At 75.0% G+C, this 20,382-nt stretch carries 15 protein-coding genes; 5 read left to right on the forward strand and 10 right to left on the reverse strand.

Features of this window, described 5'->3' with window-relative positions; translation table 11 throughout:
* Positions 1-54: 54 nt before the first annotated feature.
* From ACWY4P_RS05135 to ACWY4P_RS05170, 8 genes are all read right to left on the reverse strand, one after another.
* Positions 55-5,610 carry a hypothetical protein gene (locus ACWY4P_RS05135; protein WP_456208929.1) on the reverse strand — a complete coding sequence of 1,852 codons (5,556 nt, stop codon included), beginning with the start codon at positions 5,608-5,610 and terminating at the stop codon, positions 55-57.
* Positions 5,611-5,709: 99 nt separating this feature from the next.
* The gene (locus tag ACWY4P_RS05140; protein ID WP_456212822.1) at positions 5,710-6,558 is read right to left on the reverse strand and encodes a hypothetical protein; all 849 of its coding nucleotides are present in this window, start codon (positions 6,556-6,558) and stop codon (positions 5,710-5,712) included.
* A gap of 262 nt (positions 6,559-6,820) precedes the next feature.
* Positions 6,821-8,353: a hypothetical protein gene (locus ACWY4P_RS05145; protein WP_456208930.1), complete on the reverse strand. Its 1,533-nt coding sequence runs from the start codon at positions 8,351-8,353 to the stop codon at positions 6,821-6,823.
* A gap of 135 nt (positions 8,354-8,488) precedes the next feature.
* Positions 8,489-9,466: a DUF2891 domain-containing protein gene (locus ACWY4P_RS05150; RefSeq protein WP_456212823.1), complete on the reverse strand. Its 978-nt coding sequence runs from the start codon at positions 9,464-9,466 to the stop codon at positions 8,489-8,491.
* A 119-nt stretch (positions 9,467-9,585) separates the two neighbouring features.
* Entirely contained in the window at positions 9,586-10,254 is a 669-nt protein-coding gene (gene pcp, locus ACWY4P_RS05155) for a pyroglutamyl-peptidase I (RefSeq protein ID WP_456208931.1), read from the reverse strand.
* 13 nt (positions 10,255-10,267) lie between these two features.
* A complete protein-coding gene (locus tag ACWY4P_RS05160; protein WP_456208932.1) occupies positions 10,268-11,236 on the reverse strand; it encodes a DUF979 domain-containing protein in 969 nt (322 codons plus the stop codon).
* Positions 11,233-11,955 (reverse strand): DUF969 domain-containing protein, encoded by a 723-nt coding sequence (locus tag ACWY4P_RS05165; RefSeq protein WP_456208933.1) that lies wholly within the window; start codon positions 11,953-11,955, stop codon positions 11,233-11,235. The genes ACWY4P_RS05160 and ACWY4P_RS05165 overlap by 4 nt, the downstream gene beginning before the upstream one ends.
* A 124-nt stretch (positions 11,956-12,079) precedes the next feature.
* Entirely contained in the window at positions 12,080-12,802 is a 723-nt protein-coding gene (locus ACWY4P_RS05170; protein WP_456208934.1) for a GntR family transcriptional regulator, read from the reverse strand.
* A gap of 116 nt (positions 12,803-12,918) precedes the next feature.
* Between ACWY4P_RS05170 and ACWY4P_RS05175 the strand changes: the two genes are divergently transcribed.
* Genes ACWY4P_RS05175 through ACWY4P_RS05185 form a run of 3 tightly spaced genes read left to right on the forward strand, consistent with a single transcriptional unit; the run spans position 12,919 to position 15,265 of the window.
* Positions 12,919-13,686 carry a LamB/YcsF family protein gene (locus ACWY4P_RS05175; RefSeq protein ID WP_456208935.1) on the forward strand — a complete coding sequence of 256 codons (768 nt, stop codon included), beginning with the start codon at positions 12,919-12,921 and terminating at the stop codon, positions 13,684-13,686.
* Entirely contained in the window at positions 13,683-14,399 is a 717-nt protein-coding gene (gene pxpB, locus ACWY4P_RS05180; RefSeq protein WP_456208936.1) for a 5-oxoprolinase subunit PxpB, read from the forward strand. The genes ACWY4P_RS05175 and pxpB overlap by 4 nt, the downstream gene beginning before the upstream one ends.
* Entirely contained in the window at positions 14,396-15,265 is an 870-nt protein-coding gene (locus tag ACWY4P_RS05185) for a 5-oxoprolinase subunit C family protein (protein WP_456208937.1), read from the forward strand. Before pxpB ends, ACWY4P_RS05185 begins: the two co-directional genes overlap by 4 nt.
* Positions 15,266-15,615: 350 nt before the next feature.
* Here ACWY4P_RS05185 and ACWY4P_RS05190 read toward each other — a convergent pair whose 3' ends face one another.
* Positions 15,616-16,311 carry a TetR/AcrR family transcriptional regulator gene (locus tag ACWY4P_RS05190; protein ID WP_456208938.1) on the reverse strand — a complete coding sequence of 232 codons (696 nt, stop codon included), beginning with the start codon at positions 16,309-16,311 and terminating at the stop codon, positions 15,616-15,618.
* Positions 16,312-16,441: 130 nt separating this feature from the next.
* On the opposite strand from ACWY4P_RS05190, the gene ACWY4P_RS05195 reads away from it, so the two are divergent.
* Positions 16,442-16,930 (forward strand): nitroreductase family deazaflavin-dependent oxidoreductase, encoded by a 489-nt coding sequence (locus ACWY4P_RS05195; RefSeq protein ID WP_456208939.1) that lies wholly within the window; start codon positions 16,442-16,444, stop codon positions 16,928-16,930.
* 51 nt (positions 16,931-16,981) lie between these two features.
* Here the strand turns inward: ACWY4P_RS05195 and ACWY4P_RS05200 are convergent, their stop codons facing one another.
* Positions 16,982-18,211, reverse strand: coding sequence for a geranylgeranyl reductase family protein (locus ACWY4P_RS05200; protein ID WP_456208940.1), 1,230 nt, complete (start codon positions 18,209-18,211; stop codon positions 16,982-16,984).
* A gap of 171 nt (positions 18,212-18,382) precedes the next feature.
* Here ACWY4P_RS05200 and ACWY4P_RS05205 point away from each other — a divergent pair, with 171 nt between their 5' ends.
* A complete protein-coding gene (locus tag ACWY4P_RS05205; RefSeq protein WP_456208941.1) occupies positions 18,383-19,810 on the forward strand; it encodes a M20/M25/M40 family metallo-hydrolase in 1,428 nt (475 codons plus the stop codon).
* The last annotated feature ends 572 nt before the right edge of the window (positions 19,811-20,382 follow it).

Consider the following 20,382-nt stretch of genomic DNA (forward strand, 5'->3'; position numbering starts at 1 on the left):
TTGGGGCGGTTGACGGGCCGGGGCGGTTGGGGCGGTTGACGGTGCCGGCCCCGGCTACCCGGCCGGGGTCTCCGCCGGGGCCGGGGCATCCGGGCGGCGGTACATCCGGGTCGCCGTGATCTGCCCGTGCACCTGGCCGTCCTCCGGGTCCCGCTCGGGCAGCCCCGGTCGCAGATGTTCCTCGACGCTGATGTACTTCAGCCCCGCGCGCAGGTCCGCGTCATTGCGCAACCGGATGACCAGAGGGAACTCGGCGAGCGCCGTCGTGTCGAACAGGCCCGTGGTGTAGAGCAGTTGGACGCCCAGCGCATCCGCGACCGCCCGCTGTAGCTCCAGCAGATACGTCGCGTTGGCGCGCCCGATCGGGTTGTCGAGGAACAGCGTGCCCGCGTGGCGGTGCCGGTCCCGGCCCCGGTCGTTGCTGCGCAGCGCCGCCATCGTGCAGTACAGGGCGATGGCGGCGGTCAGCAGCTGACCGCCGGAGAACACATCGCCCATCTGCCTGACCGGCACCCGCTCGGCGCGCAGCACCGCGTCCGGCTTGAGGATCTCCACGGCCACGCCGCGCGGCTGGAGCGCCGCGTGCACACCGCGCAGGAGCAGCGACATGCCGTCGCGGCGCAGGTCGGAGTTCTTCCGCACGGCGGAGCGCGTCGCCTCGTCGATGACCTCGCCGAGCCGCTCGGCGAGCGTCGCCTGGTCCGGGTCCTCGAAGCGAATCCGCAGGAACTCCTGCCCCGACCACTCCCCGAGCCCTTCGGGAAGCCGGGAGAGCCGCTGGGCCGACCGCAGCGTCGTCAGCGACGACTCGGCCAGACCGCGCAGCCGGTCCACGATGCTGTCCCGGTTGCGCTCCAACTGGGCCAGCTCGTCGGTCAGCACCCGCAGCCGGGGCGCGAACGCCTCGGCCCAGGCCGCGGCGTGCTCCGGCAGAGCGGAAGCGGGCAGCTCGCGGATCTGCTGCCGGGCGGGGGTGCGCACCTGCTCGTAACGGTTCGCGTTGGCGTGCCGTACGAGCACATCGCTCGCCTCCCGGACGGCGGTCTCGGCCGCCGACAGGTCGCCCGCGCAGCCGCGCAGCGAGCGGCGGGCCTCGGCGGCCGCCTGCCGGGCCTCCGCGAGGCTCCCGGCGTACGCCTCGGGCTGATCGTCTCCGTCGGCGTCCTGGTGGTCGCGGAGCAGGTCCCGCAGCAGCGCGGCGGTCTCCTCGAAGCCGCCCGCCGCGTCCTCGGCGGCGCGGTGGGCGCGCAGCAGCTCGCTGTGGGTGGTGCGGGCGGTCTCCAGCGCGTCCGTACGGGTGCTGAGCTCGACGTTCGCCGTGCGCAGCAGCTCCTTGGCCTGCTCGGCGTCCTGCGGGACCGTCCCCTCCGACAGCTCGGTGTGCGCGTCGCCGTCCGCCGGCGCCAGCCGCTCCGCCTCGCCGCGCAACCGACCGAGCTGCTCGCTCGCCGCCGACGCGCGCGCCTCCAGCATGTGCACCAGCGACTCGGCGCGGGCGGCGGCCGCCTGGCGGGACGGGCCGTCCGCGCCGTCCGTGCTCTCCAGGAGCTGCGCGGCACGGGTGCGGACCTTGTTGGTGAGCCGATCCAGGGAAGCCAGCGCGGCGCTCTCGTCGCTCTCCGCGCGGGCCTGCTCGGCGCGCAGGTCGGCGCCGACCCCGACCTTCTCGTACACCTGCGAGGCCGCGCGATACGCCTCGCGGAGCGCGGGCAGCGAGGCGGTGGGCGGCGCGCCGTCCGCCACGTCGTCGGGCGCGCCCGCGATCTCGGCGCGCTCGGCGCGCAGCGCGCGGGCGGTGCGGTGCGCGTCGTCGGCCGCGCGCTGGGCGGCGCGCCGGTCCTCGTCCGCCGCGCGCGCCCGGTCCACGCACGCGGCGGCCCGCTCCTCGTACTCCGCGGCCTCGTCGGCCAGTTCGCGCAGCCTGCTCTGCCAGGCGGCGCGCTCCCGCAGCCGGAACGCGAGCCCCGCCAGTGCGTCGGCCGCCCGGCGGGCCCGCTGCGCCGCCTCCTGCCGCTCATCGCGCACCCTGGCCGCCTCGCCGGCCGCCTCGTCCGCCTCCACCCTTGCCGTACGAGCCTCCGCCAGCTCCCGCTGCGCGGCGGCTGCCGCCTCGCGAGCCGCCTCGGCCGCCTCCGCCAGCTCCGCGAGCCGCCCGGGCGGGCAGCCCGTACGCCACGCCGACAGCCGCGCCGACAGCGCCCGGTCCCCCGCCAGCCGGGCCGCGAGCGCCCGGATCTCCTCGTCGCGCGCGGTGGCCCGCGCCCGCAGCTCCCGCCGCTCGTCGTCGGCGGCCCGCTCGTCGTGCATCGCCGGGTTCGGCGGCACCAGGAACACCCCGCTGTCCTGCGCCCCGGGCGGCGGCGTCGGCGCGAGCAGCGCGGCCGCCGTCCCGACAGCCACGGCGGAGCGCGGCAGCAGCGACGCCGTGCCGAGCACCTCGCGCGCCCGCGCGTGCGTGTCGGGGTCGGTGATGACCACCCCGTCGACCAGCTCCGGGCGAGCGGCCAGCACCGCGGCGTGGTCGACGGGGTCCACGGCCTGCGCCAGATACCGCCAGCCGGGCAGCGCGGGGATGCCGTGCTCGCCCAGGTACTCCACCGCCGCCAGCACGTCGGGGCTCGGCGGCAGCAGCCCGCCGTCGCCGAGCGCGCCAAGGATCCGCGCGTCGTCGGCCGCGGCCGTACGCAGGTCGAAGAGCTGCCGCTCGGCGGAGGCGACGCTCTCGTCGAGCAACTCCCGCAGCGCGTCGGCGTTCCGATCGAGCTCCTCGGCGCTCAGCGGCCCGTCACCGGCCGACCGCCGCGCGCCGCCCGCGCCCCGGCGCGCGGTGGCCTTGTCGGCCGAGCCCTCACCGCCGCGGGCCGAGTCCTCCCGACGCCCGCCGCTCGCGCCCCGGCGCACGCCGGCCCCAGGCGTGCTCCCGCCACCGGTCGCGTCCCCGGCCTGGCCGACGGAGCCGTCCGTCGCGCCGTCGCCCTGACGGTCCGCCCCGCCGCTCCCATGCTCCGTGGCGCGCTGCCCACCCGTACCCTGCACGCCACCGGCCGTGCCGCCGTCGCCCTCGGCACGGCGAGCCGCGGCGCCCTCCATCTCACGGGCCAGGCCGCCTTCCGGGCTCTCCGCACCGTGGCCCGCGCCGCCGGTCACTTCCCCGGCCTGGCGGGCCGCGCCGCCAGTCGCGCCCCCGGCGCCAGGACGCGCAGCCCCAGGCACGTCGTCAGCCGCGCCGCCCGCCGCGCCCTCGGCCTCACGGGCCCAACCGGCGTCCCCACCGCGCCGAACCGCACCATCCGTCACGCCCTCAGCCGGGCGCCCCACACCGCCCGCCAACCGCTCAGGACCGGCACCCACACCATCCGCCGCACCCCCGGCGCCACGGGTCACCCCTCCGGACGCATCAGCTGCGCCGCGAGCCGTGGTGCCCCCTGCCGCGCTGTCGGCCGTGGCGGCGTCGCCCACTTCGGGGTCCCAGCAGTCCTCGGCCTCGTCGGCGGTCGGTGCGCTCCCGTCGGGGTCTCCGACCGGCGGGGCGTACGGGGCGTCAGCCGCTTGCGTGTCGCTCTCCGTCCCGTCCACGTGGGCGGAGACGCGGCCGGGCGGGTGGGCGTCGGCGCCCAGTGAGCGGGCGGGGCGGCCGGGGCCCGGGGCGCCATGCGCGGAATCCGGCTGCTCCAGCTCGTCGACGCGCATCGTCACCCTCCTCGGCTGCCCGGCCTCGGCCGCCGACGGGCGCCCGGCGCGCGGGGCCGGGACGGACGGGGCGGCCATGGGGAGGCCGAGGAGTTCGACGAGGCGCTGTTCGGAGCCGAGTGACTCCGCCGCGCGGCGCTCCGCGTCGTACGCCGCCACGGCCGCGTTGGACGCGTCGGCCGCGCGGGCGGCGGCGAGTTCGGTGCGGGACTGCTCGGCGGCGGCCGCCTTGGCGGCATCCGCGGTGCGGCGGGCCGCCTCGCGGGCGGCGTCCCAGGCGGCGACGGCGGTCTTCTCGGCGTCGCTGGCGGCGAGGGCGGCGCGGGCCGGGTCGGCGTCGGGGGCGGAGTCGTCCAGCCAGCCGGCGCGCACCGCCTCGGCGGTCTCCTGCTCGACCTCCGCGAGCCGCTGCCGCAGGTGCTCGGTCTCGCTGCGGGCGCGCTGGGCGGACGTGGCTGCCGCCGTGGCGTCGCGGTGGGCGGCCTCGCCCGTCTCCTGGAGGGCGGCGGAGCGCTCTTCCTCCTCGTTGGCCAGGCGTTCACCGTCCTCGGCCGCCGCGTGCAGGGCCCGTACGAGGTCGGCTGCGGCCTTGGCGCGGGCGGCCAGCGCGGGGGCGGCGTCCCGCTCGGCCTCGCGGATCGCGGCGGCGACGCGCGCCGAGCGGTCGGCGGCGGCGCGGTGGCGAAGCACCGTCTCGGCAGCCTGCCACGCGGAGTGCAGCGTGCGGGCGTCGTTGACCTCGCGGCGCTGCGCGGCCGCGCCCTTCTCCGCGGCGGCGAGCGCCAGGGAGGCGTGCCGGTAGGCGAGTTCCGCGGCGACCAGGGAGCTGCGCCCGCGCGCCTCCTCCGCCTCGGTGACGGCGTGGGCCGCGGTGGCGACCTGCTGGGCGAGCTCGGCGGCGCGCTCGCGCTCCTCGGCGCCACGCCCGGACAGCCGCCTCGCGAGCGCGCGGGTGCGGCGCTCGGCGCCCGCGTGCACCCCGCGGGCCTGCTCGCGCCGCTCCGCGGCGTCCGCGATGCGCGACAGCAGGTCCAGCGAACCGGCCGTGAAGTCGCGCTCGGCGGTCAGCTCCGCGCGGCGGCCCAGCTTGTGGGCGAAGCCGTGCACGAGGTCGGCGAGCCCGTCCGTGTCGCGGGTGTCGGTGACGGCGCGCAGCAGCAGATCGGTGAAGTCGGAGTCGTTCTTGACGGCGAAGAGGCCGGCGGCCTCGCCCTCGTCGGCGTTCATCTCCCGCTGGTAGCGGAAGAGTTCGGGGTCGAGTCCGAGCTCGCCGAGGTGCTCGTTCCAGCGCTCGTGGATCTCCACCCAGGACACGTCGAGGTGCGGATAGGCCTTGTCCGCCTCGGTGATGGCGTCGCGGAAGCCCTTCATGGTGCGGCGGCGGCCCCGGGCGGTGGAGGTGCCCTCGACGATGGGCCGCACCGCCGCGGACTCGGCCACCGGCAGGGAGTCGAGGCTCAGGCCCGGCCCGGGGCGGAAGGAGTACCACGCCTCGGCGAACTTCCGCGGGTCGTTGGACACCTGGCGGCCGCGCCACTCGCTGACCTTGCCGACAACGACGGTCTCGCCGGTGACCGTGTGCTGCCACTCCAGCGCGACGTGCCCGCAGTCGTCGGCGAGCAGGAACTTGCGCAGCACGCCGGAGCTGGCGCCGCCCAGGGTGTTGCGGTGGCCGGGCAGCATCACCGAGAAGATCAGCTTGAGCAGGACGGACTTGCCGCCTCCGTTCTCCAGGAAGAGCACGCCTGCGGGCGCGGGACGGCGCGGCGGGCCGACGGGCTCCTCCTCGAAGAACTCCGCCTGGGTGGGGGCGGGGCTGGGCACCGGCTCGCCGACTCCGCGCAGGTCCAGCACGGTGTCGGCATAGCGCGCACCGGCCGGCCCGATGGAGTAGAGGCGGACCCGGGACAGCTCGTACATGGCGGCGGACTCTCGTTGTCGTGAAGGCGGTCGGGAAGTCGGGAACGGAAATCGGGGATGGAAAGGGAAGGGGCGGAAGCCGGGTCGGGTCGTGCCTCGTCAGGGGGCGTGGAAGGGCAGACCCGCGTCGGCGACCAGGTCCAGGTCGTCACCGTCGCGCGGCGGCAACAGTGTCGCGCTGCCGTCGCTCATGGGTACGACGCCCAGTTCGAGCAGCTCGGCCATGGCGGCGCTGCCCGCCATGTCGCGCACCTGTAGCTGGTAGCGGGCGGTCGTGCGGTACGCGCCTCCGGCGTCGTCCCCTGTGCGCTGTAGAAAGCCGGAGTCGACGAGGAAGGCGACGGCCTTGCCGACGATGCCGGTCGTCGAACCGGCGAGCCGCCGCGCGTCCTTGGTGGCGCCGGTGGCGCTGCGCCGCGCGTACACCCGCCAGGCGGCCTCCAGGCCGGGCGCGTCGGTGGTCGGGTCGGTGTTCTCCCCCTGCTCCTCGGCCCGCTCCTCCAGGCGGCGGCAGGCCTGCCGTACGAAGGCGTCGATGCCGTTCACCGTGACCCGGCCGATGTAGCCGTCGTCGGCGAGGTCCTCGGGGCGCGGGAAGGCCATGGCCGCGACGGCGAGATGGGCGAGGCCGTGCAGGAAGCGGTCGGCGGAGTCGGTGGAGGCCCGGCGGGCGTAGTCGCCCATGCGGACGGCGAAGACGGAGTCCTCCGCGGCGGCCAGGGCCATCCCGGCCCGGGTGGAGACCTCGAGCACGATCAGGCCGAGCCCGGCGGCCACGGCGTCGGCCAGCCGCGCGAACGGCGGGTCGTCGCGGTGGCGGCGCAGCAGCTCGGCGTACTCGACGTCACGGGCGGGCAGCAGCTTCGGCTGTAGCCCGAAGGCAACCAGGCGCGCCGCGTCGGCCGCGTCGGCGGGGGTGAGGGGAGCACCTCCCGCCGCGCCCGACACGCTCGACGCGCCGCCCGACGCGCCCGGCGTGCCGTGCGCCGAGGACGTCAGCTCCTGCTGCCCGGCGTCTTGGGGTTCGTACTCGCTCACGGGTGAAGCTCCTTGTGGGCCGCGGCCTGGTCGGGGCCGCGTGTCACGGTGGGTGAGGTGGCGCCGGCCGGCGCCGACCCGGTGGCTCGCCGGCGCGGCGGAGGGTGCCCGGCTCCAGCTCCGGGGCGCGGCGGGGCGGCGGCCGGGCCGCCGCGGCGGCACAACGCGCGCACTACGCCACCTCCGCGCGGTCCGCCGCCATCCCGGCCGCGTCCAGCAGGGCCATGCCCAGTATCAGGTCGGCGCCGCCGAACTCCGGGTCGTCCAGCTCGGTGCCGTCGTCGACGGCGAACAGCAGCCGCTCCTCGCCCTGGCGGTAGGCGGTGCCGACGGGCGGGCTCGCGGCGTGGACGGCCAGCAGGGCGATGAGGTACGGAAGTTCGGGGTCGCGGCGGCGGGCCTCGGCCAGGAGGCCGGAGAGCCGGCGGGGGGCGTCGGCCGGAAGGTCGAGCAGCTGCATGGCGACGCTCAGCTGCTCCTCGCTGAAACGGCTGTCGTCGGGGGTGGCGATCAGGTCCGGCTCGGGCATCTCCGCGCCCAGGTGCTCACGCTCCACGGGCGGGGTCAGAAGCATGTCCACAAGGTCGCCGACGCGCACGGACGTCGGGGTGCGCAGCCCCGTGCCGCGAGCGAAGAAGGCGTCGGTGACGCGGAGGGCGCGGTCCATGGGAAGCGGCAGGACGGGCGCGAGGAGCTGTCCGTACAGGTCGAGTCCGGCGTGCGCGGCCGGTGTGGCGAAGGCCTGGCGGTCCTGCTCGGCGCGGAACAGCGGCCCGGCCTCCAGCAGCCGGGACTGCAGCTGGGTGTGGCGGCGGATGCAGTCCTTGACTATGTCGACGAGCTCGGCGGCGCGGCGCTTGTTCTCGGCGCTCTCCGCCTCGTCGCGGGCCTTGCGGATGTTGGTCAGGATCGCGTTCTCATGGCGGTAGCGGTCGGCGACGTGGTCCAAGGCCTCGCTGATCAGGTCGGGGACCGTGCGCAGCCAGTCGACGGCGCGGACGTTGCGCCGGGTGGCGTCGAGGGTGCGGCGCAGCGTCTCGGAGTACTGCACGGTGCGGTAGCGGGCCTGTTCGGCGGCGAGCTGGGCGTCGGCGAGGCGGCCGCGGCTGACCAGCACCTCCAGCTTCACCTCGGCGGCGATCTGGGCGCTGGTCACGTCCGTGTCGAGCGCGCCGACCAGGACGTTGACCGCCTCGTCGGTGGTGCGCAGATAAACGCTGCCGCCGGGCCCCGGCACCTCCTCGACCAGCTTGAAGTCGTAGTCACGGCGCACATAGACGCCGTCGGGGCCGAACGTGCCGTATACGGCGCGGAAGCCGCGGTCGACACTGCCGACGTTGATCAGGTTTTCCAGCACCCAGCGGGCGACCCGCTCGTGCTCGGCGGTGGGCCGGCCGGGGGCCTGCGCGGCGACGCGGGGCAGCAGCCTGGCCACTATCTGGTCGTGGTCGGCGCCGGTGTCGAAGTCCATGTTGAGCGTGACCAGGTCGATGGCGGCGAGGGCGACCTCCGCCATCGCGTACACCGAGTACTCGCCCGCCAGGCTGCCCTTGCGCGCGTCGAGGTCGTGCAGCGGCGCGGTGCAGGCGAGCGCGCGCAGCCGCCGGGCCAGGCCTTCGTCTGCGGCCGGACCCGGGGCCGGGCGTGCGGCCCCGGCGTACCCGTTGAGCTGGGGCGCGGCGGCTCCAGGCGGTGGAGAAGTCACGACGCACAGATTAGGCGCTCGCACCGACAACGGACGAAACGGCGCGGAGCGGCCGGGCGCGCGGACCGATCCATCAGTCTACGACGCGCCCCGAGCCGCTTTGCGGACCCCTGTCGGCCACTGCGCGGACCCCCGTCAGCCGCCTTGCGGGCCCCCGTCCAGGGCGAGCGCCGCGAAGGTGGCCAGCCAGTGGTCGCCGGTGAAGTCTCCGGAGACCACGTGCGGCAGCCCGGCGGCGAGGTGGTCCTCGGCCGCCGAAACCACGACGGCGCCGCGCGGATCGCCCTCGGGCAGCGCCGCGGCGAGCCGGCGCAGGGCGGCGGCCCTGCTGAGCGAGAGCCCGACGAGATGGCCGATCTGCGGGTCGGCCGGGTCGGAGACGACCGGCGGGGTGAGCAGCGCGGCCGGGGCGCCGCGTTCGAGGCCGGGCAGGAAGCCGTCCAGCCAGGCGGCGAACCCGGCCCGCGGGAGCACCCGGCAGACCGCTTCGGCCTCAACCAGTGCTGGTGAGAGGAAGTCCTGTCCGGAGGGCTCCCAGTGGGCCGGGGCGTCGTGGTCGTCGCCGAACCAGCGGACGATTGCCGCCGCGACCGGCTCGGCGAGTGCCGCCCGCCCGGCCGCGGCGGCGCTGTCCAGGATCAGGCCGAGGGCGAAGGCGCTGTTGGTGTGGACGCCGTGCCGGACCGGGTAGGTGGCCCGCCCGAGCCAGTCGCGCAGCAGCGTCTCGACCGCGGCGGCCGCCGGCTCCAGGGCGGCCGCCCACCGGCTGCCCGCCGGGCCCAGGGCCCGGCATTCGGCGGTCAGCGCCAGCAGCCAGGCCCAGCCGTAGGGCCGCTCGAAGGACGGGTGGGCGCGCAGATAGTCGGCCTCGGCCGCCAGGTGCGCGGCCGTGAGGTGACGGTCGAGCACCTCGGTCACCTCCTCGGCGCGGACCCGGTCGGGGAAGCGGCGCAGCAGCCGGACCAGCAGCCAGTGCATATGCACGGAGGAGTGCCAGTCGTACGAGCCGTAAAAGGCGGGGTGGTGGCGGCGCGGCGGCACCAGGTCCTCGGGGCCGCGCAGCAGATGGGCCGGGGTGTACGGGTAGGGCCGGATCACGTTCGCCGTGGCCACGGCGGCGAACCGGCTGGCGAGTCGGGCGAGTCCGGCGCGTTCCGGGGCCGCGGCGGCCGTCTCGGGCCGGGGCGCCTCGGGCCGCGCCGTATCAGGTCGGGTCGTATCAGGCCGGCCGCTCAATGGGTGGCTCCCTCGGCGACTCGGAGGTCTTCGCGGGTGGTCACGGCCGCGGTGATGATCGCCCGCAGGGCCTGCGCCACCGTGTCGGTGGGCAGCGAGGGCTCGGTCCGGTCCACGACCTGCTCGGGGGCGTACGGGACGTGGACGAATCCGCCGCGCAGGGCGGGTCTGCGGGTGGCGATCAGGTGGGCGAGCCCGTAGAAGACGTGGTTGCACACGAAGGTGCCGGCCGTCTGGGACACGGAGGCGGGAATTCCGGCCGCCCGCACCGCCGCGACGCACGCCTTGACGGGCAGGGCGGCGAAGTAGGCGGCGGGGCCGCCCGCGACGACCGGCTCGTCGATGGGCTGCCGCCCGGCGTTGTCGGGGATACGGGCGTCGTCCACATTGATCGCGACGCGTTCCACGCTGATACCGGTGCGGCCCCCGGACTGCCCCACGCACAGCACCAAGTCGGGGTCGGCCTCGTCCACGGCGGCGGCCAGCTCTTCCAGCGCCGTGCCGAAGACACAGCTCAGCCGGGCGGCGGTGACCTGGATGCCGGGCGGGGGTCCGGCGGCGACCAGCGAGACGGCCCGCCAGGAGGGGTTGACGTCTTCGCCGCCGAAAGGTTCGAAGCCGGTGAGGAGCACGCGGGTTACAGGGGTCACTGGGGTCACTGGCATCACGCGGGCCCCCTCAGAAGGCGAAGAGCGAGATGATGACGATGTTGCAGGCCAGCAGCGCCCCGGCCGTGGGGATCTGGGCCTTGATGGGCCCGTACTGGTCCTTGAGTTCGAGCAGCGCGGCGGGCACGAGGTTGAAGTTGGCGGCCATAGGGGTCACGAGGGTTCCGCAGAAGCCGGCCAACATCCCGACGGCGAGGACGACCGCCGGTTCACCGTGCATCTGCTGAATGAGCACGGGCCAGCCGATGGCGGCGGTCATCACCGGGAACGCGGCGAAGGCGTTGCCCATGATCGTGGTGAACAGGGCCATGCCGACGCAGTAGACGGCCACGGCCACGTACTTCTGGCCGTCCGGCAGCAGCTGTTCGGTGATCTTGCCGACCTGGGTGCCGACCCCGGCCACCTGGAAGATCGAGCCGAGCACGGCCAGCAGTTGGGGCAGCAGCAGCGCCCAGCCCATGGACTCCAGCAGGCCGCGCCCGGCGTGCAGCGGCACGGCGGGGTTGCGCTCGCGGACCACGAGCATGGCGACCACGAGCCCGGCGACGGCGCCGAAGCCGAGACCGAGGACGGTCTCGCTGCCCGGCTCCAGGACCGGTTCGCCGCCGACACGCCAGTGCTTGAGGGCGGAGGCGCAGACCACCGCGACGACCGGGATGGTGAGGGCGGGGATGAACAGCTTGCCCCGCAACCGCGCGGCGAGCGCTGTGCGCTGCTCTGTGGTGGTGGTGCGCGGGGTGCCGCGCCCGGTGCGGCCGAAACCGGCCAGGCAGACCATGACCAGCACGGCGAGGCCCAGCGGCTCGGCCGGTGCCTGCTTCTTCACCACCCAGGTGCTGTAGAGGAAGCATCCGCCCAGCAGGCCCCAGAAGGCCGCGGAGCCAAGGCGCTTGGGGTTGCTGCGGTCGACCGTCATCTGTGCGGCCATGGCGAGGAAGACGGCGCCGACGAGCCAGTAGAACCACTCGACCTTGATCACTTGGCATCCTCCGGGGTGCGGTCGCCGGCCTGGGCGGAGTGGGAGGCCGCGGCCGCCAGGTCGCGGTCCAGGGTGCGGTCCAGGCGCAGCAGCCGGGCGCCGTGGATGAGGAAGGCGCACACGGCGGTGGGGATCGCCCACAGCGCCAGTTGCAGGGGCTCCAGGTGGGTGTCGTAGGTGGTGTTGACGAAGCCGGTGATCAGCAGGATCGAGCCGATGGCGAGAAAGCAGTCCTCGCCGAAGAAAAGGCCGACGGTGTCGGCGCTCGCGGCGTACGAGCGGACGCGCTCGCGCACCTGCTCGGGCAGCGGGCCGTGGCGGCGCTCGGCGGCCCCCTCGGCCATCGGCGCGACCATGGGCCGCACGCTCTGCGCGGGCCCGCCGATGCTGGTGAGGCCGAAGGCCGCGGTGAGCTGACGGAGCCCCAGGTAGAGGGCGAGGAAGCGGCCGGCGGTGAGCTTGCCGAGCCGGCCGATGAGAACGCGGGCCTGCTCCTGGAGGCCGTTGCGCTCCAGGAGGCCGATGACCGGGAGGGTGATGACGAAGATCGTCACCGAGCGGCTGGAGGCGAAGCCGTTGCCGAAGGCCGCGAGGACCTCTTGCGGCGAGAGTTTGCCCAGCAGCCCGGTGACGATGCCGGAGACCCCTACCACCAGCAACGGGTTGCGACGGGTGGCGAATCCGAGGACCACCACCAGGACGCCGAGGAGAACGATCATGCGTCCCGCCTTCCATGAGCAGGACCTCACGGGGGCCGTGAGGAAGAATGCACCGGAGGCTAGGCGATCGTTGAACGATCCGACAAGACTTCGATACGCAGTTGTTCCTCGGCCCCGGGATCGTTTACGACTCGGAAACCCGCTGGGCGTAGGCGTCGGCCAACTGGAGCCGGGAATCCTCGAGATAGGACGCGAGCAGCCGCTCGGCCTCCGAGGCGTCCCCGGACTGCAGCACCTCCAGGATCTGCCGATTGCGGATCAGATACGGCGCATGGAAGCGGCGCGGGTCGTCCATGACGTGAAAGACCAGGCGGAGTTCGGCCAGCACGCCGCGCATCAGCTCGTCGGCGCGCGGGCTGCCCGCGAGCGCCACGATCCCCTGATGAAAGCGGATGTTCGCGGTCGACAGGTCCCGCCAGGCCCGCGCCTGCGCGGCCCGTTCCCCGGCCAGTACGGCCGACTCGACCGCCTCCAGCGGGTACGGCGGCCCCCCGAGGCCGCGTACGGCGCCGCACTCCACCAGCGCGCGCACGCGATAGATGTCGTTCAGGTCGTCCACCGTCACGACGCGTACGAACACGCCGCGGTTGAGCTCGTGCACCAGCAGCCGCTCGTGCGTGAGCAGACGGAACGCCTCCCTCAGGGTGTTGCGCGAGACGCCGAGCGCCCCTTTGACGCTGTCCTCGGACAGCCGGGTGCCGGGCGGGAAGAACCCCTCGGCGATGCGGTCGCGCAGGACGTCCGCGACGCGCTCGGCGGTGCTCGTCCGCCCCAGCAGAGCCCGGTCGCCCTCCAACTCGGCCAGCGCGGACGCCTCCACGAGCTGCCGACCCGCCCCGTTTTTCACCCTTGCTCCCTTTTGTTGCTTCTGAATCCCGTATGGCGAGAAGTCAATCTCAGAACCCCTGTCGAAACAACACTCTTCTTGTCGGATCGTTCAACGATCGCCTAGGTTGTCATGCCATGGCGGACCTCACCATCGATCTCAACGCCGACCTCGGCGAAGGCTTCGGCCGCTGGCAGCTCACCGACGACGACGCCCTGCTGTCCGTCGTCACCAGCGCCAACGTCGCCTGCGGCTTTCACGCCGGCGACCCCTCGACCATGCGCCGGGTGTGCGAGTCGGCCGCCGAGCGCGGTGTGCGCATCGGGGCCCAGGTCTCCTACCGGGACCTGGCGGGCTTCGGCCGCCGCACCATGGACGTGCCGCCGCGTGAGCTGACGGACGAGATCGCCTACCAGATCGGCGCGCTGCGGGTGTTCGCGCGGTCCGCGGGGGCGGACGTGGCCTACGTCAAGCCGCACGGCGCGCTGTACAACCGCTGCGTACACGACCAGGCCCAGGCCGCGGCCGTCGTCGAGGGCATACGGCTGGCCGCCGACGCCCCGCTGCCCGTCCTGGGGCTGCCCGGCTCCCGGCTGCACGAGGCGGCCGGCGCGGCCGGGCTGCCCGTCGTGCGCGAGGGGTTCGCCGACCGCGCCTACACCGCGGCCGGGACGCTGGTCCCCCGCGGCGAGCCCGGCGCCGTCGTCACCGACCCGGACACCGTCGTCAAGCGCTCCCTCACCTTCGCCCGCGACAGGTCGGTGACCTCGATCGACGGCCGGCGGGTCGAGGTGGACATACGGTCCCTGTGCGTACACGGCGACACCCCCGGGGCCGCCGACATCGCCCGCCGGGTCCGGGCCGAACTGGAGGGCGCCGGCGTGCGCGTGGAGCCGTTCGCATGACCGGCTCCGGCGGGCGAGTCCGTGTGCGCGGCCTGCCGGTCGGGGACCACGCGCTGCTCCTGGAAGTGGACAGCGGCGAGGCCGCCCTGGCCCTCCACGCCGAGCTGCTGCGCCGCGCCGAGGCCCGGACGCTGCCCGCGGTGCGGGAGATCGTGCCCGCCGCGCGCACCGTGCTCCTGGACGGGGTGGCCGACCCGCGCCGCCTCGCGGCCGAGGTGGCCCGGTGGGACATCCCCCCACCGGCCGGCGGCTACGGCGCCACCGTCGAGATCGCGGTGCGCTACGACGGCCCGGACCTCGCCGATGTCGCCGAGCTGTGGGGGGTCGCCCCGCAGGAGGTCGCGCGCATCCACTCGGGCACCGAATTCCGGGTCGCCTTCTGCGGTTTCGCCCCCGGCTTCGGCTATCTGACCGGCCTGCCGGAGCGCTGCCACGTACCGCGCCGCGCCACCCCGAGGACCAAGGTTCCAGCCGGCTCGGTCGCCCTCGCGGGCCCGTACACCGGCGTCTACCCGCGCTCCTCCCCCGGCGGCTGGCAGCTGATCGGCACCGCCGACGCCGTGCTGTGGGACACCGCGCGCGCCCCGGCCGCGCTGCTGTCCCCCGGCACACGCGTCCGCTTCGTACCGGAGCGCCCCGCCAAAGAACCGGAAGAAGCGGAACAGCCCATAGGGGTATGGAAACAGCCTGCACGGAAAGAGACTTCCGCATGACGGACAGCGCCTTCGCGGTGGTGCGGGCCGGCGCGCTGACCACCGTCCAGGACCTCGGCCGGGTCGGCCACGCCCACCTCGGCGTGCCGCGCTCCGGGGCGCTCGACGGGCCCGCCCTGCGACTCGCCAACCGCCTGGTGGGCAACCCCGAAGGGACCGCGGCCCTGGAGACCACGCTCACCGGCTGCGCCGTACGGCTCCGCCGCGCCGCGACGGTGGCGGTAACCGGCGCGCCCTGCCCGGTCACCGTCGACGGCCGCCCCGCCGCGTGGGGCGCGCCCGTGCGGGTGCGGGCGGGCGCGCTGGTGGAGGTGGCCGCGGCCACCCACGGCGTGCGCGGCTACCTGGCGTTCGACGGCGGAGTGGAGGCCGAGCGGGTGCTCGGCAGCCGCTCCACGGATCTGCTCTCCGGCCTCGGCCCGCCCCCGCTCACCGACGGCGCGGTGCTACGGCTGGGCGCGCCGTGCGGCCCGGCGCCGGCTTTGGACGCGGCGCCCTGTCCGGGGCCGCCGCGCGAGCTGGTCCTGCCGGTCGCACTCGGCCCGCGCGACGACTGGTTCACCCCCCGGGCGCTGCGCACTCTGGCGACCGGCGAGTTCCGGGTGTCGGCCGCGAGCAACCGCATCGGGCTGCGCACCGAGGGGCCCTCGCTGGAGCGCGCGAGGGACGGCGAACTGCCCAGCGAGGGCATGGTCCTGGGCGCGCTACAGGTCCCGCCGGACGGCCGCCCGGTGCTGTTCCTCGCCGACCACCCCACGACCGGCGGCTACCCCGTCGTCGGCGTCGTCCCCGAGCCCTGTCTCGCCGCGGCCGCCCAGGCCGTCCCCGGCACAGTGGTGCGCTTCACGCCACGCGAAGCCCGGTAGACGCCGGCGCAGGGCGGTACGCCCGGCGTGCCTAAGGCTTATCCCGTAAGTGATTTCCGGGCAGTCTGAAGAAGGCCATGACTTCATCGGATTGTCGTCGTCCTCATGGTGGGCTGCAAGAAGCCCCGTCGAGTCAACCACGGCGAGACTCCGCACCTTCGGGCCGCGAGTCACGTGGCAGCCCGCCGACCACGCATCCAGCCTGGTGGCGCGCCTCTGCTCGACAGATTCCGGACATGCACCGCGACAACCCCGGATGAGACCCGACCCGCGAACGAGCGGCCCAAGGACCACGCCGGAGCGCCGCGACCGCATACCGGACCATCCCTCCAAGACTTACGGGATGGCTCTTAGGGGAGGCCCGCCGTGCGGCCGAGTGTCGCCACGGCCCGGGCGAAGAACTCCTCGCGCGCCTCGACGAGGTTGTTGAACTGGCCGAAGAGCTCAAAGCTGACCAGGCCGAACAGCTGCGCCCAGGCCGCGACGAACTGCGCGAGCACCGCGTCGGGCAGTTCGATCCCCAGAGTCCCGGCCAGGGCCCGGGCGTCGGCCCGCACCGCCTCGGGGACCTCGCTCTCCCCGGGGACTCGCAGGGTGCCCGCGGCGTGCGCGTCGCGGGTGATGGCGAGCAGGGCGAGGCCCACGCGGGAGGCGGGCACGACGGTGGCCTGGGGCGCGGAGTAGCCGGGCACCGGGGAGCCGTAGATCAGCGCGTACTCGTGCGGATGAGCCAGCGCCCACTCCCGTACGGCCCGGCAGACCGCGCTCCATCGCTCGATGGGCTCCTGGCCGTCCGCCTTCGCCAGGGCCTGTTCGGCGGCCGCGCCGATGGCGTCGTACGCGTCCACGATGAGCGCGGTCAGCAGGTCGTCGCGGCTCGGGAAGTAGCGGTAGAGGGCGGACGAGACCATGCCGAGCTCGCGGGCGACGGCGCGCAGCGACAGCTTGGCCGCGCCCTCACCGGCGAGCTGGCGGCGCGCCTCTTCCTTGATGGCGGCGGTCACTTCGGCACGGGCCCGTTCCCTGGCCCCTCGGATCGCACTCATGACGGACAGTCTCTCATCTGATGGAGCACCGGCCAATAACGAGAGCGGCGCTCTTGCCACGACCGCACACCTCGTGCACACTGATCTCAGGCGAGAGCACCGCTCTCGAAACAGAACACGGGAGGCCGTCATGTCGCAGCACCACATCAAGCCCAGCCGGTTCGACGGCGCCATGAACGCCACCATCACCTGGCTCGCCCGGCGCGGGGTGAGCTTCTTCGGCACCGCCGAACTGTCCGTCGTCGGCCGGAAGAGCGGCGAATGGCGGCGTGTGCCGGTCAACCCGCTGTCGCTGAACGGCGAGCGCTATCTGGTCTCCCCCCGCGGCGCCTCCCAGTGGGTGCGCAACATGCGGGCGGCGGGCGGCGGGCGACTGCAGCTCGGGCGCCGCAAGCAGACCTTCACCGCCACCGAGCTGCCGGAGGGCGCGGAGAAGACCGAGGCGCTGCGCGCCTACCTCGACCGCTGGGGCTGGGAAGTGAAGAGCTTCTTCCACGGGGTGACCGCGAAGTCGTCGGACGAGGAGCTGGCGCGGATCTCCCCGCTCCACCCGGTCTTCCGCATCACCACCGCCGACGCCGACGCCACCGTCGCCGAGGCCCCGGCCGCCAGGGCGTGAGCGGCCGACGGCCGGCGGCGGTGACGCCCGGGCGGCAGGCCGTCCGCGGCGCTATCCGCGGTCGAACGCGGTCAGCGCCCGTCGCGCCGCCGGGTGGGTGCGGACGATCTCGGCGAGCGTCGTCGTGCCGCGCGTGATCTTCGTGAACGCCCGCCACGCCGGCCTGAAGCCCGTGAGTGCCGCGTGGAACATCCCGGGGCGGCGCGCGAACACCGAGTACAGCCGCCGCCCGACCCCCATCTCCACCCCGAGCCCCGCCTTGATCGCGAAGGCGTAGTTCAGCGCCTGCCGCCGGGCGTCGACCGCGTCATGGGCCTCGGCGATCCGCACCGCCCACTCCCCCGCGAGCCGCCCCGAGCGCAGCGCGAAGGAGATGCCCTCGCGGGTCCACGGCTCCAGCAGCCCCGCCGCGTCCCCGCACACCAGCACCCGGCCACGGGACAGCGGCGAGTCGTCGGCGCGGCAGCGGGTCAGATGGCCGGAGGAGATGCTCGGCTCGAACCCGGCGAGCCCGAGCCGGGCGATGAAGTCCTCGAGATAGCGCTTGGTCCCGGCGCCCTCGCCACGGGCCGAGATCACGCCGACCGTCAGCGTGTCGCCCTTGGGGAAGACCCAGCCGTAACTGCCGGGCAGCGGGCCCCAGTCGATGAGCACCCGGCCCGACCAGTCCTCGGCCACGGTCGGCGGTACTGGGATCTCCACCTCCAGGCCGAGGTCGACCTGGTCGAGCTTGACCCCGACATGGGCGCCTATCCGGCTGGCGCTGCCGTCCGCGCCGACCACGGCCCGGGCCAGCACGGTCTCGCCGTCCGAGAGCACCACGGCCACCGTGCGCCGGTCGGGCACGGACGGGCCGTGCTGCTCGACGCGCGCCACCGCGGTGCCGGTACGCACCCGGGCGCCCGCGTCCTTGGCGGCCTCGACCAGCCCGGCGTCGAACTCAGGCCGGTTGATCAGCCCGAACAGGGCCTGCTTGGAGCGGCGAGTACGGGTCAGCCGGCCGTTCAGCGAGAACGTCACGGCGTGTACGCGCTCACGCAGCGGGAGTTCGAAGCCGGGCGGCAGCGCCTCACGCGAGGGGCCGATGATGCCGCCGCCGCACGTCTTGTACCGCGGCAGCTCGGCCTTCTCCAGCAGCAGCACCCGACGGCCCGCACAGGCGGCGGCGTAGGCGGCGGAGGCACCCGCCGGGCCCGCCCCCACCACCACGACGTCCCATACCGACTCGTCCGCCGACTCTGCCGGGGAGGCCCCGTTCCGGGCCGCCTTGTCGCTGCTCACGTGTGCTTCCGCTCCCACTCGACCGACCTGATCGCCCTGCGCCGCCACTGCCGCGGGCCACCGTCGCATCCTACGGCTCACCTGGGGGCGACCCCGCTGTGGGATGATCAGCAGCACATCATCAAGCCGTACACACGTGCCATCGCGCGCATCCCACAGGAGCGTCCCCACATGGAGCAGGCACCTCACGCCCGACCCGACGGCCCCGCGGCCGCCGCCCCGGCCGACCGCCGGGCCATCGCCGCCACCGTCGCCGCGCTGCAGCCCCGCGCCAAGGCCGAACTGGCCGAGCTCGTGGCCTTCAAGTCGGTCGCGGACCCCGCGCAGTTCCCCAAGAGCGAGTGCGAGGCCGCCGCGCGGTGGGTCGCCGACGCGCTGCGCGCCGAGGGGTTCACGGACGTGGCGCTGCTGGACACCCCTGACGGCACCCAGTCGGTCTACGGCTTTCTGCCCGGCCCGGCCGGGGCCCCGACGGCGCTGCTCTACGCCCATTACGACGTCCAGCCGCCGCTGGACGAGGCCGCCTGGATCTCCCCGCCCTTCGAGCTGACCGAGCGCGAAGGGCGCTGGTACGGGCGCGGCGCCGCCGACTGCAAAGGTGGCTTGATCATGCACCTCACCGCGCTCCGCGCGCTCAAGGAGCACGGCGGGGTCCCGGTGAACGTCAAGGTGATCGTGGAGGGCTCCGAGGAGCAGGGCACCGGGGGCCTGGAGCGCTACGCGGAGGCGCACCCCGGGCTGCTGGCCGCCGACACGATCGTCATCGGCGACACCGGCAACTTCCGCGGCGGACTGCCCACGGTCACCGCGATGCTGCGCGGCATGGCGCTGCTGCGGGTCCGGGTGGACACCCTGGAAGGCAATCTGCACTCCGGCCAGTTCGGCGGCGCCGCCCCGGACGCGCTCGCCGCGCTGATCCGCATCCTGGACTCGCTGCGGGCCGCGGACGGCTCCACGACCGTGCAGGGCCTGGCGGCGGACGCGACCTGGGACGGGCTCCAGTATCCGGAAGAGGACTTCCGGAAGGACGCCAAGGTGCTGGACGGAGTCCAGCTGATCGGCTCGGGCACGGTCGCCGACCGCATCTGGGCCCGCCCCGCGGTCACCGTCCTGGGCATCGACTGCCCTCCGGTGGTCGGCGCCACCCCGTCGGTGCAGGCGAGCGCGCGGGCGGCGGTGAGCCTGCGAGTGCCGCCGGGGGTGGACGCGGGCCGGGCGGCCGAGCTGCTGACCGCCCACCTGGAGTCCGCCGCGCCGTGGGGCGCGCGGGTCTCCGTCGAGCAGGTCGGCCAGGGCCAGCCGTTCCGCGCGGACACCGCCAGCCCGGCGTACGCGGCGATGGGGCAGGCCCTGAGCGAGGCGTACGACGGGCAGGAGATGGCGATCGCGGGCGCGGGCGGCTCGATCCCGCTGTGCAACACGCTCGCCGCGCTCTACCCGGAGGCGGAGATCCTGCTGATCGGACTGAGCGAGCCGGACGCGCAGATCCACGCCGTCAACGAGAGCGTCTCGCCGGAAGAACTGGAGCGCCTCTCGCTCGCGGAGGCGCTGTTCCTGAGGACGTACGCGGAGAGGGCGGCGGCCGACACGACGCGGTAGCCCCCGCCCCTTCCCGCAGTGCGGCGAGGCAGGCCCCGGCCCTCCCACGCCGCCCCCGCCGGGCGCCTCCTGAGCCGACGCCCCCGCCCGCCCCCTGCCGCAATCGGCCGGGGCGCCGGGCCGGGGCCGGGAGGCCCGGCCCGAGGCAGGCCGGAGCGGCGCGGGGCCGGCTCTCCCCCGGCGCAGGGCCGGCCGAGGCAGGGCCAGCCGAGCCAGCGCCGGCCCGGCTCGGGGCCTGCCCGAGCCGGGCCCGTTCCGGCGGCCGGACCGAGACAGGGTCGGAGCGCCCGGGGCCGGTCCGGCCCTGCCCAAAGCCGCGACCGGCCCTTGCCGGAACCGGCTGAAGCCCAGCTCGGGCCGGACTCATGGCCGTGCCTGCTGCGGAGAACCAGTCCGGCGCAGGCCGGGCCGATCCGACTCGGGCCCGGTCCGGCACCGGGCCGAACCGGGACCGGGCGCCGCCGGACCGGGAGCCGGACCGGGAACCGCCGGACCAAGCACCCGACCGAAGGCAGGGCCAGGAGCCGCCCCGTACCGCAGCGTGGCACGGCGCCGTGCCACGCCCGCTTCCC

This window comes from Streptomyces sp. LZ34 (assembly GCF_053890475.1).

Coding starts and splice junctions, on each gene's coding strand:
- ACWY4P_RS05190 (WP_456208938.1), bottom strand. CDS start 16,311: ATGAGTGCGATCCGAGGGGCCAGGGAACGGGCCCGTGCCGAAGTGACC.
- ACWY4P_RS05205 (WP_456208941.1), top strand. CDS start 18,383: ATGGAGCAGGCACCTCACGCCCGACCCGACGGCCCCGCGGCCGCCGCC.
- ACWY4P_RS05195 (WP_456208939.1), top strand. CDS start 16,442: ATGTCGCAGCACCACATCAAGCCCAGCCGGTTCGACGGCGCCATGAAC.
- ACWY4P_RS05185 (WP_456208937.1), top strand. CDS start 14,396: ATGACGGACAGCGCCTTCGCGGTGGTGCGGGCCGGCGCGCTGACCACC.
- ACWY4P_RS05135 (WP_456208929.1), bottom strand. CDS start 5,610: ATGTACGAGCTGTCCCGGGTCCGCCTCTACTCCATCGGGCCGGCCGGT.
- ACWY4P_RS05175 (WP_456208935.1), top strand. CDS start 12,919: ATGGCGGACCTCACCATCGATCTCAACGCCGACCTCGGCGAAGGCTTC.
- ACWY4P_RS05165 (WP_456208933.1), bottom strand. CDS start 11,955: ATGATCGTTCTCCTCGGCGTCCTGGTGGTGGTCCTCGGATTCGCCACC.
- pxpB (WP_456208936.1), top strand. CDS start 13,683: ATGACCGGCTCCGGCGGGCGAGTCCGTGTGCGCGGCCTGCCGGTCGGG.
- pcp (WP_456208931.1), bottom strand. CDS start 10,254: ATGCCAGTGACCCCAGTGACCCCTGTAACCCGCGTGCTCCTCACCGGC.